We start from the raw sequence: 14017 nt of genomic DNA on the forward strand, positions 1-14017 counted from the left end.
GCGAAGGCGGGGGCGACGGCTATAGGAACGGCAGCTCTCCACCCCAAAGCGGCCATCCCCTGCTCACCTGTCGCAGCGCCCGGCGATGCCTTTCAGCCCATTACCTCATCCTCGTCGCGGACCGCTTTCGCTGCCTGCCGCTTGCGGCGGAATTTTTCGAGCACGCTGTCGGCCTCGCGCCCGCCGCCCGGCTTGAAACGGTGGTCCATGCCCGCAGACAGGTCGCCCTCGTCGAGCTGCGCCTGCAGCCGCGTGTCGTCGAGGTGGCGCAGGGTCGCCTCGACGTCGTCCATCTCGGCCGGATCGACACCCAGATGGCGAAGCGCCGTCAACCCCATCGCGATCGAGCTTTCGAAGACTTCGCGGATGACGCCGTCGACGCCCGATCCGTCGATCGCAAGCAATTGTCGCCTGTCGAACACCCGCATCAATATCTTCGCGTTCGGGAACGCCTCGACGATCGGCTTCATCGCGTCGGCGTCGACCGACGCGTCATCCATGCAGAAGATGATCAGCCGCGCCTCCTCGCCCCCCGCCCGGCGGAGCAGATCGATCCGCAGCCCGTCGCCGAAATAGACCTTGGTGTCGAAGCGACTCGACAGCTCGATCTGGCTCGGCTTCTTGTCGATCAGCGTGACCGAGCAGGCGACGCCGTGCAGCATTTGCGCCACGATCTGCCCGAACCGCCCATATCCGACGACGATCGCCGATCCCCGCGGCGCATCGGCGGGATCGTCGAGCACCGGCGCGTCGGTTTCGGGCGCGAATTCCAGGTTGCGCGCGAACAGCATCAGAAAGGGCGTGGAGATCATCGACAAGGTGACGACGGCGCTGAACAGGCTCGCGGCTTCGGGCTGGATGAGCATCGCGTCGGCGGCCTGCGCGAAGAGCAGGAAACCGAACTCGCCGCCCTGGCTCAGGAGCAGGCCAAGGCCGAGCGCCGCTTTCCAGGGCTTGCCGAAAAGGCGGATGATCACGGTGAGGACCGAAAATTTGACGGCGACCAGTCCCGCCGCGAGCACGAGCACCAGCATCGGCCGCTCGATGACCGCGCCGACGTCGAGCACCATGCCGACGGCGAGGAAAAAGAGGCCGAGCAGGATCAGACGAAAGGGCTCGATGTCCGATTCGATCTCGTGCCGATAGGGCGAATCGGCGAGCATCACGCCCGCAACGAAGGCGCCGAGCGCGGTCGAGACGTGCAGGCTGTGCATCAGCGCCGCGCTCGCCAGCACGGTGAGCAGGCCGACGACGACGAACAATTCGCGCTCGCCATAGCGGCCGATGACCCGGAGCAGCGGATTGACGACGAAGCGGCCCGCCAGCACCAGCACGACGATCGCCCACAGCGTGAAAAAGGCCATCTGCCAGCCCGACGGCGCCGCGGGGTTGGCGGGCGCGCGCGACAGGGCGGCGATGATCGTGATCATCGGAACGATCGCGAGATCCTGGAAGAGGAGGATCGAAAAGGCCTTTTCGCCGAAAGGCGAATTGATCCGCCCCGAGCTTTTGAGCCCCGGCAGCACCTGCGCGGTCGACGACAGCGCGAGCGGCAGGCCGAGCGCGAGCGAAGCCGCGGGACTGAACCCCAGCGTCAAATGGATGAGCGCGGTGAGCACCAGCCCGGTCGCCACGACCTGCACCATGCCGATCCCGAAGATCGCGCGGCGCATCTGCCACAGCCGGCGCGGCGACAGCTCGAGCCCGACGAGGAAGAGCAGGAAGGCGATGCCGAGCTCGGCGAAGGCCAGCTTCGATTCGCCGCCGCCGACCAGACCGAGCCCGTGCGGCCCGACGATCGCGCCGGCGATGAGATAGCCCAGCACGGCGCCGAGGCCGAGCCGGCGGAAAATCAGCACGAACAGGGTCGCGACGCCGAGCAGGATCGCGCCTTCCATCAGCGCGGTGTCGGTCGCCGTCTCGGCCGCTTCGGATGCCGCCGCGGTAAGCGCGAGCAGCGTCACGCCGCCGCCGCCCGCTCCTCGAGCGCCGCGATCGCGGCATCGAAGGGCAGCAGGATCGCCCCCTGACGCGCGGGATAATCGCGCGCGGGAGCGAGCAGGTCGAAGCCCGGCCAGTCGGGCCGCTCGCCCTCGCCCGCGAACCAGCCCGCTATCCGCTCGCGCGCGGCGCGGATTTCGGCGAGCCCCCGCCCCCGCGCGTGACGCGCGAGCAGCGCGGCCGACGCCTGGCCGAGCGCGCAGGCTTCGACATGCAGGCCGACGCGCGTCACGCGGCCCGCATCGTCGGTGTCGAGATCGAGGATGATCGCGCTGCCGCACAGCGGCGCCCGCTTGCTGACACGGTGCCGCGCATCGTCGAGCGGCAGATAGTCGGCGGTCGCGACCGCCAGCGCCAATATGTCGCGATTATAGAGCGGCGCGCTCATGATGCGTCGTCCTTCGCGGCTTCGGTTTCGGCCTCGCGCGCCTCGGCGCGCCGTTCGGCGATCACCTTGCTCATCGCCGCGCTCGTCGCGTTGAGCGCCGGATAGGTGCGGCTGCCCGTCATCCACGCCGGGCGCTGCGCATTGCCATAGCCGATGTCGTAGAGCAAAGTCACGATCATGAAGCCGATCGTCGCGATCAGCAGGCCCTTCACCGCGCCGAAGCCCGCGCCGAGCCCGCGGTCGAACCCGCCGACGAGTGACGCGCGGCTGCGCTGTCCCATCGCGCGCGATCCCCAATTGGCGAGCGCGAACACGCCCCCGAACAGCAGCACGAACGCCAGCATCGCCGCGCCGCCCTCACCCCCGACCCAGCCCGCGAGCAGGTCGGTGACCAGCGGATGAAAGAAACGCACAGCCGCGATTGCGAGGACCCACGCCAGCAGCGTCGTCACTTCCTGCACCAGGCCGCGCGAAAAACCGAGCACCGCGCCGCCGCCGACGAGCGTCAGCACGATGATATCCAGAGCCGTCAGACTTCCCATTTCCCGGTCGCTAGTCGCGCCCGAGCATCAGGTCAACGAGTTCGCCGAGCCGGCCGAAACCGGTAACCGAAATCCCGCCGACGCCCTTCATCCCCTGCGGCCCCCATCCACGCGAAAAACCGAGCTTCGCCGCTTCGCGGAGACGCAGGGCGTCGTGCGCCACCTGCCGCACCTCGCCCGACAGCGACAGTTCGCCGAAGACGATCGCATCGGCGGGCACCGGCCGCTCGCTGAATGCCGAGATCAGCGCCGCGGCGACCGCGAGGTCGGCGGCGGGATCGGTGAGGCGATAGCCGCCCGCGATGTTGAGATAGACTTCGGCGGCGCCCATCTGGAGCCCGCAGCGCGCTTCGAGCACCGCGAGCACCATCGCCAGCCGCCCGCTGTCCCAACCGACGACGGCGCGGCGCGGTGTCGCCCCGCTCGCGAGGCGGACGGTCAGCGCCTGCACCTCGACCAGCACCGGCCGCGTGCCTTCGAGCGCCGGAAACACCACCGACCCCGGCACGTCGCGGCTGCGGTCGGTCAGGAACAGGCTCGACGGATTGGCAACCTCGCCCAGCCCCTCCTCGCCCATCGCGAACACCCCGATCTCGTCGGTGCCGCCGAAGCGGTTCTTCACTGCGCGCAGGATGCGGTATTGGTGGCTGCGCTCGCCCTCGAACGCGAGCACGGTGTCGACCATATGTTCGAGCACGCGCGGTCCCGCGATCGTCCCGTCCTTCGTCACATGGCCGACGAGCACGATCGCGGCGTCGCTGTCCTTGGCATAGCGGATCAGTTCCTGCGCGCTCGCGCGCACCTGGCTCACCGTTCCCGGCGCGCTGTCGATCAGGTCGCTGTGCATCGTCTGGATCGAATCGATCACGACGAAATCGGCATCGCGCCCGTCGAGCGTCGCCAATATGTCGCGCACCGACGTCGCGCTCGCGAGCGCAACCGGCGCCTGGCCGAGCCCCAGCCGCTGCGCGCGCAGCCGCACCTGCGCCGCCGCCTCCTCGCCGCTGATATAGACGACCGACTTGCCCGATTTCGCGAGCCGCCCCGCCGCCTGCAGCAGCAAGGTTGACTTGCCGATCCCCGGGTCGCCGCCGATCAGCGTCGCCGACCCCGCGACGAAGCCGCCGCCCAATGCGCGGTCGAACTCGGCAATCCCGCACAGCATCCGCTCGGGCATCCGGCTGTCGGCATCGAGCGTTTCGAGCGCGATCGTGCGCCCGCCGCGGCTGAGGTCGTGCTTCGCCGAAAAGACGGTCTCCGCCGCCTCCTCGACCAGCGTGTTCCATTCGCCGCAGTCGGCGCACTGCCCCTGCCAGCGGTACGAGACGCCCCCGCAATTCTGGCAGACATATTGACGCTTCGCTTTTGCCATAGCCGGCGCTTAAACGGAACAAACAAAGAACTCCAGCCCTTTCCACCCTCGTCATTGCGAGGAGCGTAGCGACGCGGCAATCCAGGGCGGCGTACACCGCTCTGGATTGCTTCGCTCCGCTCGCAATGACGAACGGAGGGTGGCGGTTCAGTTTTCGCGCGCGTTGCTCTAGGGGAGCAGCAATCCCGAATCACCTTCCCACAGGAAAGCCCATCCCATGAAATTCTTCGCCGACACCGCCGAAATCGCCGACATTCAGGAACTCGCCGCGACCGGCCTGCTCGACGGCGTCACCACCAACCCGTCGCTGATCGCCAAGTCGGGCCGCGACTTCAAGGAAGTGACGAAGGAAATCTGCGCCATCGTCGATGGCCCCGTCTCGGCCGAGGTTGTCGCGCTCGACCATGCGACGATGATGAAGGAGGCCGAAATCCTCCGCAAGATCGCCGACAATGTCTGCATCAAGGTGCCGCTGACGATCGACGGCCTCAAGACGTGCAAGGCGCTGACCGGCGACGGCACGATGGTCAACGTCACGCTCTGCTTCTCGGCGACGCAGGCTTTGCTCGCCGCCAAGGCCGGCGCGACTTTCGTCTCGCCCTTCGTCGGCCGCCACGACGACAATGGCTTCGACGGCATGCAACTGATTTCGGATATCCGCCTGATCTACGACAATTATGGTTTCGCGACCGAAATCCTCGTCGCGAGCGTGCGCCACGGCATCCACGTCCTCGAAGCCGCCAAGATCGGCGCCGACGTGATGACCGCGCCGCCGTCGGTGATCAAGGGGCTGTTCAAGCATGTCCTGACCGAAAAGGGCATCGAAGGCTTCCTCGCCGACTGGGCGAAGACCGGGCAGTCGATCTGATCCGGCCGAAATAGAATAGCTGTGCGTCCCCGCGAAGGCGGGGACCCATCTCCTGCCGGTTCAAAATAGCACCGACCGGTGATGGGCTCCCGCCTTCGCGGGAGCACAGGGCTTGTTTGAGTACCGTCACCCTTTACAGTTGACGTAAACGTCAACCTCCCGCGATACTCGCCCGAAAGGGAGAGATTCGCGATGACCGACACCACCATCCTCACCGAACGCCGCGGCCACATCCTGATCGTCACGATCAACCGGCCCGAGGCGCGCAACGCGGTCAATGCCGCGGTCCATATCGGCGTCGGCTCCGCGCTCGAAGAGGCCGAGAACGACCCCGAGATCCGCGCCGTCGTCATCACCGGCGCGGGCGACAAGAGCTTCTGCGCGGGCGCCGACCTCGTCGCGCTGTCGCGCGGCGAGAGCCTCTACCCCGATGATCCGGCGCAGCAGGCGTGGGGTTTCGCAGGCATGGTGTCGCACCCGATCTCGAAGCCGATCATCGCAGCGGTCAACGGCTTCGCCTTTGGCGGCGGGTGCGAAATCGCGCTGATGAGCGACATCATCGTCGCCGCCGATCATGCGCAATTCGGGCTGCCCGAGGTCAAGGTCGGGCTGTTCGCCGCGGCGGGCGGCGCCTTCCGCCTCGCGCAGCAGTTACCGAGGAAACTCGCGATGGAATATATGCTGACCGGCGACCCGATCCCCGCCGCGCGCGCCGCCGAATATGGCCTCGTCAACCATGTCGTTCCGCTCGCCGATCTGATGCCGACGGCGCTGGCACTTGCCGAAAAGATCGCCGCCAACGCGCCGCTGTCGGTGCAGGCGTCGAAGCGCGTCGCGCTCGGCATCGAGCAGGGCCGCATCGCCGCCGACGCGCCCTATTGGGAACATAATACGCGCGAGCGCGCTGTCCTGATGCGCAGCGAAGACGCGCGCGAAGGCCCGCTGGCTTTCGCGCAAAAGCGCAAGCCCGAATGGAAAGCGCGTTGACATGATGACCGATCCCGAACGCATCCCCGTCATCATCGGCGTCGGGCAGGTCAACGATCGCCCCGACGATCCCGACGCGGGACTCGATTCGCTCGGACTGATGGTCGCGGCGCTGAAAGTCGCTGCCGACGATGCAGGCGTGCTACTCGCCGACATCGACAGCCTCGCGATCGTCGACCAGATCAGCTTCCACCACCTCGGCAAGCTCTGCGAGCCGCTCGCCGCTGCGATCGGCGCGAGCCCCGCGATCAACTATCAGTCCGCCGCGCCGCACGGCGACACCCCGGTGCGCCTGCTCAACGAGGCGGCGAACCGCATCGGCGCGGGCGAAATCAAACTCGCCGCGATCGTCGGCGGCGAAGCCCTGCGCACCGCCGCCGGCCGCGCCGCCAAGGCCGCGAGCGGCGAGGACAAAAGCTACAATGCGGTGCGCAAGGTCGCGACGCGGCGCGAGCCCAATTATGCGCAAAGCCATGGCCTCGCCGCGCCGGTCGACGTCTATCCGCTCTACGAGAATGCGACGCGCGCCGCATGGGGCGAAAGCCTCGAGGATGCGCAGTTCGAAAGCGCCGAAATCTGGTCGCGCTTTTCGGAAGTCGCCGCGGCGAACGACGGCGCGTGGATCAGGAAACCAGCCTCGCCCGCCGACATCCTCCGCATCGACGAGCGCAACCGCCCGATCGCCTTCCCCTATTCGAAGCTGATGGTCGCCAATTCGTCGGTGAATCAGGGGGCGGGCTTTATCGTCGCCAGCCTCGCCGAAGCGCGGCGGCGCGGGATCGCCGAGGAGCGGCTGATCTACGTCGGCATGGGCGCCGCCGCGAAGGAACCCGCGAGCATCCTCCACCGCGACCGCTACGACGGCAGCGTCAGCATGGAAACGTCGATCACCCGCACGCTCGAACTCAACGGCATGACCGCCGGTGATTTCGACTGCGTCGAACTCTACAGCTGCTTTCCCTGCGTGCCCAAGATGGCGCGGCGCATCCTCGGCTGGCCGTGGGATCGCCCCGCGAGCGTGTTCGGCGGGCTGACCTTCGGCGGCGGCCCGATCGCCAATTATATGAGCCACGCGATCGTCTCGATGGTCGAGAAACTGCGCAACGAGGGCCGCACCGGCTTCCTCTTCGCCAACGGCGGCTTCGCGACCGACAATCATTGCATCGTGCTGGCGAAGGAGCCGATCGCGGCGGCGAGCTTCCCGCAGGATTTCGACTATCAGGCCGAAGCCGAAGCGAAGCGCGGGGCGGTGCCCGAGCTGATCGAGGATTATGCCGGGGCGGCGACGATCGAGAGCTATACCGTGTTCTACGGGCGCGACGGTGCGCCGAAAGCGGGGGTGGTCGTCGCGCGCACGCCGGAAGGCAAGCGCACGCTCGCGCATGTCGATGTGAGCGACGCCGCGATGCTGGCCTTCCTGACCGACGGCAAGGTGGAGCCGGTTGGCACCGAGGGTCGGATCGTCGCATTGGACGAAGGCTATGGCTGGCGCGCGTAAGCCTCTCCCCTCCCGCCTGCGGGAGGGGTCGGGGGAGGGGCTGTTTCAATATCGAGGTGCGCGAGAGCTACACGCCCTCCCCTAACCCCTCCCGCAAGCGGGAGGGGAACTCAGACCTCGAAACTCACCCCCTGCGCCAGCGGCAGCGCGTCCGAATAATTCACCGTGTTCGTCGCGCGGCGCATATAGGCTTTCCAGCTGTCCGATCCCGACTCGCGCCCGCCGCCCGTCTCCTTCTCGCCGCCGAACGCCCCGCCGATTTCCGCGCCGCTCGTCCCCAGATTGACGTTGGCGATCCCGCAGTCGCTCGCGGCGAGAAAGCGTTCGGCCTCGCGCATGTCGGTCGTGAAGATCGCCGACGACAGGCCCGCCGCGACATCATTATGCTGCTCGATCGCCGCGTCGAGATCGTCATAGCGCATGACATAGAGGATCGGCGCGAACGTCTCCTCCAGCACAGGCCCGATCTGCGCGGGCATCTCGACGAGCGCGGGCCGGACATAGAAGCTTTCGCCCTCGCCCACCCGCTCGCCGCCATGCACGACGCCGCCCGCCGCTCTGGCAGCCGCCAGCGCCCCCTGCATCATCTCATAGGCCGCGCGGTCGATCAGCGGCCCGACGAGCACCTCGCCCGCCAGCGGATTGCCGACGCCGACGCTGGCATAGGCGGCCTTCAGCCTTTCGACGAAGCCGTCATAAATGCCGTCGTGCAGGAACAGGCGCCGCGTCGTCGTGCAACGCTGCCCCGCGGTCCCCATCGCCCCGAATGCGACGCCGCGTAGCGCGAGATCGAGATCGGCCGAGGGCGCGACGATCACGCCGTTGTTGCCGCCGAGTTCGAGGATCGCGCGGGCGAAACGCTGCGCGAGGCGCGGCGCGACCGCGCGGCCCATCCGCGTCGAGCCCGTCGCCGAGACGAGCGCCACCCGCCGGTCATCGACCAGCGCCTCGCCCGCTTCGCGACCGCCGATGAGCAATTGCGACAGGCCCTCGGGCGCGTCGCCGAAGCGCGCGACCGCGCGTTCGAAAATCGCCTGCGTCGCGAGCGCGGTCAGCGGCGTCTTTTCCGACGGTTTCCACACGACGCTGTTGCCGCAGACAAGCGCGAGCGCGGCGTTCCACGCCCACACCGCGACCGGAAAGTTGAACGCCGAAATCACACCGACGACGCCGAGCGGATGCCAGACCTCCATCATCCGGTGCCCCGGCCGCTCGGTCGCGATCGTCAGGCCATACAGCTGGCGCGACAGGCCGAGCGCGAAATCGCAGATGTCGATCATCTCCTGCACCTCGCCCGCACCCTCGGACGCGATCTTGCCCGCCTCGATCGTCACCAGCTTCGCGAGATCGTCCTTCGCGGCGCGCAGTTCCTCGCCCCACAACCGCACCAGTTCGCCGCGGCGCGGCGCCGGGACGGTGCGCCACGCGCGGAACGCCGCGCGCGCGCCGTTCAGCACCGTATCGATCGTCGCCGCATCGGCGATCCGCACCATGCCGAGCTGTTCGCCCGTCAGCGGGGTCACCGACGGCATCGACCCTTCGGTCCACAGCGCGCGATCGACGCCAAGCCCATCGAGCAGTCCACCTATCTCTTGGCCCAGTTGAACCATATTCCGTCCCTTCATAAGCGCGCATGCGCCTTGCAGTTTGCGGCTCGCGGGTTATCGCAGCCAGCAAGTGAGTCAAATCGAAAGCGGGAGAATCTTGCCGTGTCCGACCTGCCCCCCTCCGAACCGCTGGTTCCCGTTCCCGCGGACGCCGCCGCAAACACACACTGCACCGCCGCCGACTATGACCGGCTCTATGCCCAGAGCATTGCGGACCCCGATGCCTTTTGGGCCGAACAGGCGAAACGCGTCGACTGGATCGCCCCGCCGACGAAGATCGCGGGCTGGTCCTATGATCCCGTCGCGATCAAATGGTATGAGGACGGCGTTCTCAACCTCTGCCACAACGCCATCGACCGCCATGTCGCCGCCGGCCATGGGACACGCACCGCGATCATCTTCGAACCCGACGCCCCCGATGGCGAGACCCGGCACATCAGCTACCAGGCGCTGCTCGCCGACGTCATCCGCTTCGCCAACACGCTGAAGAAGATGGGCGTCCAAAAGGGCGACCGCGTCACCATCTATATGCCGATGATCCCCGAGGGCGCGGTGGCGATGCTCGCCTGCGCGCGCATCGGCGCGGTCCACAGCGTCGTCTTCGGCGGCTTCTCGCCCGAGGCGATCCACGGCCGGATCGAGGATTGCGGCAGCGACTGGGTGATCTGCGCCGACGAGGGACTGCGCGGCGGCAAGGTGGTGCCGCTCAAGGCCAATGTCGACAAGGCATTGGAGCGCGTCGACGTGAAGGCCGTGCTGGTGATCGCCCACACCGGCGGCGACGTCGCGATGAAGGAAGGCCGCGACCATTGGTACGACGCGCTCTCCGCCGACGTCGGCGATGCGTGCCCGTGCGAACCGATGAATGCCGAGGACCCGCTCTTCATCCTCTACACCTCGGGCTCGACGGGGAAGCCCAAGGGCGTGCTCCACACGGTCGGCGGCTATGCCGTGTGGGTCGCCTCGACCTTCTTCTACGGCTTCGACTATCGCGAGGGCGAAATCTTCTGGTGCAGCGCCGACATCGGCTGGGTCACCGGTCACAGCTACGTCGTCTACGGCCCCCTGCAGAACGGCGCGACAACCCTGATGTTCGAGGGCGTACCCAACTACCCCGACCACGACCGTTTCTGGCAGGTCGTCGACAAGCATAGGGTCAACATCCTCTACACCGCGCCGACCGCGATCCGCGCGCTGATGCGCGAGGGCGACGATTATGTGACGCGCCACGACCTCTCGTCGCTCCGGCTGCTCGGCAGCGTCGGCGAGCCGATCAACCCCGAAGCCTGGCGCTGGTATCACCAGACCGTCGGCAAAGGCCGCGTCCCCGTCGTCGATACCTGGTGGCAGACCGAAACCGGCGGCATCATGATCACCACCCTGCCCGGCGCGCATCCGATGCAGCCGGGGAGCGCGGGCAAGCCCTTCTTCGGCATCCGCCCGCAGCTCGTCGATGCCGAGGGCGGCGTGCTCGTCGACGAACAGAGCGGCGGCGCGGCCGAGGGCAATCTCTGCATCACGCACAGCTGGCCGGGGCAGGCGCGCACCCTGTGGGGCGATCACGACCGCTTCATCCAGACCTATTTCTCGACCTATCGGGGCAAATATTTCACCGGCGACGGCTGCCGCCGCGACGCCGACGGCTATTGGCGGATCACCGGCCGCGTCGACGACGTCATCAACGTTTCGGGCCACCGCATGGGCACCGCCGAGGTCGAAAGCGCGCTCGTCCTGCACGACCTCGTCGCCGAGGCGGCGGTCGTCGGTTTCCCCCACGACATCAAGGGCCAGGGCATCTACGCCTATGTCACGCTCAACGCCGGGGTCGAGCCGACCGACGCGGTCGCCGCCGAACTCAAGCAGCAGGTCCGCACCGAGATCGGGCCGATCGCCACCCCCGACCATATCCACCTGACCCCCGCGCTGCCCAAGACACGGAGCGGCAAGATCATGCGGCGCATCCTCAGGAAGATCGCCGAGAATGATTTCGGGTCGCTGGGCGATACATCGACGCTCGCCGACCCGAGCCTGGTGGACGGGCTGATCGACGGGCGGAAGAACCGCTGAACGCCGCCTGCTGATAACGCCGCCTGTCCCCGCGAAGGCGGGGACCCATCTCCTGCCGGCTCGATTTGGCGCCGGCCGGTGATGGGCTCCCGCCTTCGCGGGGACACGCGGCTTATTACGTCAGCGTCGCTCTTTAAAAATGAAAATCCGGCAGTTCCGCCAGCGCGATCCCCAGCGCCTCGGCCCAGCCGTTCGCGACGCTCTCGAAATAGGGGTCGCCCCGCTCGAAGCGTCGTTCGCGGACCGTTGTATAATCGTCGCGCTCGTGGATCTTGAGGTCGATCGGCAAGTCGACGCCGGCATTGGCACGGATCGTCGAATCGAACGAGACACAGAGCAATTTCACCGAATCCTCGAATGACATGGCGGGGTCGTAGGATCGCACGATGATCGGCCGCCCATATTTCGTCTCGCCGATCTGAAAGAAGGGATTGTCCTCGCCCGCCTCGATGAAATTGCCCTCGGGATAGATCAGGAACAGCCGCGGTTCGGAGCCCTTGATCTGCCCGCCGACGATCAGCGAGGCTCGGAACAGCGACTCCGCCGCGGGCCCCTCGTCATTGTGGCGCATCACGATGCTGCGCAGCGTCTCGCCGACGATCGTCGCCACCGCGAACATCGACGGCGCGGCGAGGATCGAGGGATGCCGTTCCTCGGGCGCCTTGGTGCGCTCGTCGAGCAGGCTGACGACGGCCTGCGTCGTCGCGAGATTGCCCGCCGACATCAGCGTGATGACGCGCTCGCCCGGAACCGTCCAGCTGCGCATCTTGCGGACCTGCGAGATGTCGTCGACGCCCGCATTGGTGCGGGTGTCCGACATGAACACCAGCCCCTTGTTCAAACGCATGCCAACGCAATAGGTCATCGAATCCCGTAGTCCCTGCCCCGCTTTCCGGTCCGCTTATTGCTGGACCTGCAATTGGACAACCAGATTTTCCTGCGCCGCACCATAACGCATGCCGCGAACCGGGGCGGCGTCCTGATAGTCGAAGCCGGTCGCGACGCGGAGATAACGCCGGTCGGGCGAATGGCCGTTGCTCACGTCGAAGCCGATCCAGCCGATATGGTCGAAATGCGCTTCCGCCCAGCCGTGCGTCGCATCCTGATGGGTCCGGTCGTTCATCATCAGATAGCCCGAAACATAGCGCGCCGGATGGCCCAGATGGCGCATCGCGGCGATGAAGATATGCGCATGGTCCTGACACACGCCGCCCTCCCCCGCGAACGCCTGTTCGGCGGTCGTCTCGGCATCGGTGACCCCGATCCGGTACGGCAGCTTGTCGAGGATCAGCGCCGACAGCGCATGCGCCCGTTCGATATCGCTCGCGAAATCGCGGCCAAGCTCAGCGGTCAGCGAGCGCACTCCCCGCCCCGCGCGCGTCAGCGGGGTCGGGCGCAGAAAGGTCCAGAGCGGCATCGCCCCGCGGTGCGGCCCGATCACGCCGTCCCACGTCACCAGCTCGACCTCGCCGGTGCAGCGGATGACGAGTTCGCGCGCGCCGCCGTCCACCGCGACGAGATCGACGCCATTGCCGTGATGGTCGGTATAGTGAAGCTGCTGCGCCCCGCCTTCGAGTCCGACCGTCCAGCCATGGATCAGTTGCTGCCCCGGCCGCTCCTTCGGCGTCAGCTTGAGCTGCTGCAGCGCGTAGCGGACCGGGCCGTCATATTGATAATGGGTGATATGTTCGACGCGCAGCCGCATGGTCACTCCACGAAGCGATAGTCGCGCTCGATCTGCCGCGCGAGCGCGGCGTTGGCGCGAAGGAAGTCGGTGATGAACTCGTGCAGCCCGCCGTCGAAGATCGACGCGATCGGACGCGAGAGCCGGTCGCGGCAGATCGCGGCGCCCATCCGCACCGCTTCGGTTTCCTCGCCATAAGTGCGCTGCAACAAACCGAGATTATCGTTCATCTGGTCGCAGCAAAAGGCGAGACTGCGCGGCATCTGCTTGTAGAGGATCAGGAATTCGGCGATCTTGAGCGCGCTGATCTCGGTCCCATAGAGCCAGTGATAGGCACGGTGCGCCGACACCGAGCGCAGGATCGTTTCCCACTGCACATTGTCGATCGAGCTGCCGATATGCGCGACCGACGGCAGCAGCAGATAATATTTGACGTCGAGGATGCGCGCGGTGTTGTCGGCGCGTTCGAGGAAGGTGCCGAGCCGCGCGAAATTATAGCCGTCGTTGCGCAGCATCGTGCCCGAAAAGGCCCCCACCACCTGCGCGCTCTGCTGGCGGATCGCCGCGAGCACGTCGGGCAGATCGTCCTCGCGCACCTGCCGCCGGAGCAGCGCGCCGAGCGTCATCCAGCTCGTGTTGACCGCCTCCCACACCTCGCGCGTCAGATAGGTGCGCGCGGTGCGCGCATTGTCGCGCGCCTGCTTGACGACCGACAGGATGCTCGACGGGTTGGCGGGATCGCGCAGCAGGAAATCGACGACGCGCTGCGACGTATAATCCTCGCCATGCGCCTGCCGGAACCCGAAATCCTGCCCCGCGGTGACGAGCACCGAGCGCCATTCGGACCGCGCGGTGCTCGACCGCGTCAGCGCGATGCGAAACCCCGCGTCGATCAGCCGCGCATTATTCTCGCTGCGCTCGAGATAGCGCGCCATCCAGTAGAGCGAGCCTGCGGTTTTCCCTAGCATCTTAAAGCCCCTCCCCTCCCGCAGGCGGGAGGGGA

The 14017-nt window shown here is 67.1% G+C and carries 12 protein-coding genes; 4 read left to right on the forward strand and 8 right to left on the reverse strand.

Annotation, left to right across the window (positions count from 1 at the left end):
- Nucleotides 1–92: 92 nt before the first annotated feature.
- The 4 genes from QZL87_RS13890 to radA all read right to left on the reverse strand — a co-directional run bounded on the left by QZL87_RS13890 (nucleotide 93) and on the right by radA (nucleotide 4303).
- Nucleotides 93–1898, reverse strand: coding sequence for a cation:proton antiporter (locus QZL87_RS13890; protein WP_295326899.1), 1806 nt, complete (start codon nucleotides 1896–1898; stop codon nucleotides 93–95).
- 62 nt (nucleotides 1899–1960) lie between these two features.
- Nucleotides 1961–2389 carry an iron-sulfur cluster assembly scaffold protein gene (locus tag QZL87_RS13895; protein WP_295320422.1) on the reverse strand — a complete coding sequence of 143 codons (429 nt, stop codon included), beginning with the start codon at nucleotides 2387–2389 and terminating at the stop codon, nucleotides 1961–1963.
- Complete coding sequence (locus QZL87_RS13900) at nucleotides 2386–2931, reverse strand: CvpA family protein (protein WP_295320423.1); 546 nt, start codon at nucleotides 2929–2931, stop codon at nucleotides 2386–2388. Before QZL87_RS13900 ends, QZL87_RS13895 begins: the two co-directional genes overlap by 4 nt.
- Nucleotides 2932–2941: 10 nt before the next feature.
- Nucleotides 2942–4303 (reverse strand): DNA repair protein RadA, encoded by a 1362-nt coding sequence (radA, locus tag QZL87_RS13905; RefSeq protein WP_295320424.1) that lies wholly within the window; start codon nucleotides 4301–4303, stop codon nucleotides 2942–2944.
- Nucleotides 4304–4520: 217 nt separating this feature from the next.
- On the opposite strand from radA, the gene fsa reads away from it, so the two are divergent.
- The 3 genes from fsa to QZL87_RS13920 all read left to right on the forward strand — a co-directional run bounded on the left by fsa (nucleotide 4521) and on the right by QZL87_RS13920 (nucleotide 7656).
- Entirely contained in the window at nucleotides 4521–5171 is a 651-nt protein-coding gene (gene fsa / locus QZL87_RS13910; protein WP_295320425.1) for a fructose-6-phosphate aldolase, read from the forward strand.
- Nucleotides 5172–5363: 192 nt separating this feature from the next.
- Entirely contained in the window at nucleotides 5364–6158 is a 795-nt protein-coding gene (locus QZL87_RS13915) for a crotonase/enoyl-CoA hydratase family protein (protein WP_295320426.1), read from the forward strand.
- A gap of 4 nt (nucleotides 6159–6162) precedes the next feature.
- Nucleotides 6163–7656 (forward strand): acetyl-CoA acetyltransferase, encoded by a 1494-nt coding sequence (locus QZL87_RS13920; protein ID WP_295326902.1) that lies wholly within the window; start codon nucleotides 6163–6165, stop codon nucleotides 7654–7656.
- Between the two features lie 110 nt (nucleotides 7657–7766).
- On the opposite strand, the gene QZL87_RS13925 is transcribed toward QZL87_RS13920, so the two are convergent.
- On the reverse strand, nucleotides 7767–9266 hold the full coding sequence (locus QZL87_RS13925; protein WP_295320427.1) for an aldehyde dehydrogenase family protein: 1500 nt from the start codon (nucleotides 9264–9266) through the stop codon (nucleotides 7767–7769).
- A 99-nt stretch (nucleotides 9267–9365) separates the two neighbouring features.
- Between QZL87_RS13925 and acs the strand changes: the two genes are divergently transcribed.
- On the forward strand, nucleotides 9366–11330 hold the full coding sequence (gene acs / locus QZL87_RS13930; protein ID WP_295320428.1) for an acetate--CoA ligase: 1965 nt from the start codon (nucleotides 9366–9368) through the stop codon (nucleotides 11328–11330).
- A gap of 133 nt (nucleotides 11331–11463) precedes the next feature.
- Here acs and QZL87_RS13935 read toward each other — a convergent pair whose 3' ends face one another.
- The 3 genes from QZL87_RS13935 to QZL87_RS13945 are packed head-to-tail and all read right to left on the reverse strand — an operon-like array spanning nucleotide 11464 to nucleotide 13982.
- Nucleotides 11464–12195: a peptidase gene (locus QZL87_RS13935; protein WP_295320429.1), complete on the reverse strand. Its 732-nt coding sequence runs from the start codon at nucleotides 12193–12195 to the stop codon at nucleotides 11464–11466.
- Between the two features lie 36 nt (nucleotides 12196–12231).
- On the reverse strand, nucleotides 12232–13035 hold the full coding sequence (locus QZL87_RS13940; RefSeq protein WP_295320430.1) for a transglutaminase family protein: 804 nt from the start codon (nucleotides 13033–13035) through the stop codon (nucleotides 12232–12234).
- A 2-nt stretch (nucleotides 13036–13037) separates the two neighbouring features.
- Entirely contained in the window at nucleotides 13038–13982 is a 945-nt protein-coding gene (locus tag QZL87_RS13945; protein WP_295320431.1) for an alpha-E domain-containing protein, read from the reverse strand.
- Between the last annotated feature and the right edge of the window lie 35 nt (nucleotides 13983–14017).

It is taken from the genome of uncultured Sphingopyxis sp., assembly GCF_900078365.1.
GTDB lineage: Bacteria > Pseudomonadota > Alphaproteobacteria > Sphingomonadales > Sphingomonadaceae > Sphingopyxis.

Bases quoted from the DNA above. Each gene is read 5' to 3' on its own strand.
- QZL87_RS13890 (WP_295326899.1), bottom strand. From the start codon at position 1,898: ATGGAAGGCGCGATCCTGCTCGGCGTCGCGACCCTGTTCGTGCTGATT.
- QZL87_RS13895 (WP_295320422.1), bottom strand. From the start codon at position 2,389: ATGAGCGCGCCGCTCTATAATCGCGACATATTGGCGCTGGCGGTCGCG.
- QZL87_RS13900 (WP_295320423.1), bottom strand. From the start codon at position 2,931: ATGGGAAGTCTGACGGCTCTGGATATCATCGTGCTGACGCTCGTCGGC.
- radA (WP_295320424.1), bottom strand. From the start codon at position 4,303: ATGGCAAAAGCGAAGCGTCAATATGTCTGCCAGAATTGCGGGGGCGTC.
- fsa (WP_295320425.1), top strand. From the start codon at position 4,521: ATGAAATTCTTCGCCGACACCGCCGAAATCGCCGACATTCAGGAACTC.
- QZL87_RS13915 (WP_295320426.1), top strand. From the start codon at position 5,364: ATGACCGACACCACCATCCTCACCGAACGCCGCGGCCACATCCTGATC.
- QZL87_RS13920 (WP_295326902.1), top strand. From the start codon at position 6,163: ATGACCGATCCCGAACGCATCCCCGTCATCATCGGCGTCGGGCAGGTC.
- QZL87_RS13925 (WP_295320427.1), bottom strand. From the start codon at position 9,266: ATGGTTCAACTGGGCCAAGAGATAGGTGGACTGCTCGATGGGCTTGGC.
- QZL87_RS13935 (WP_295320429.1), bottom strand. From the start codon at position 12,195: ATGACCTATTGCGTTGGCATGCGTTTGAACAAGGGGCTGGTGTTCATG.
- QZL87_RS13940 (WP_295320430.1), bottom strand. From the start codon at position 13,035: ATGCGGCTGCGCGTCGAACATATCACCCATTATCAATATGACGGCCCG.
- QZL87_RS13945 (WP_295320431.1), bottom strand. From the start codon at position 13,982: ATGCTAGGGAAAACCGCAGGCTCGCTCTACTGGATGGCGCGCTATCTC.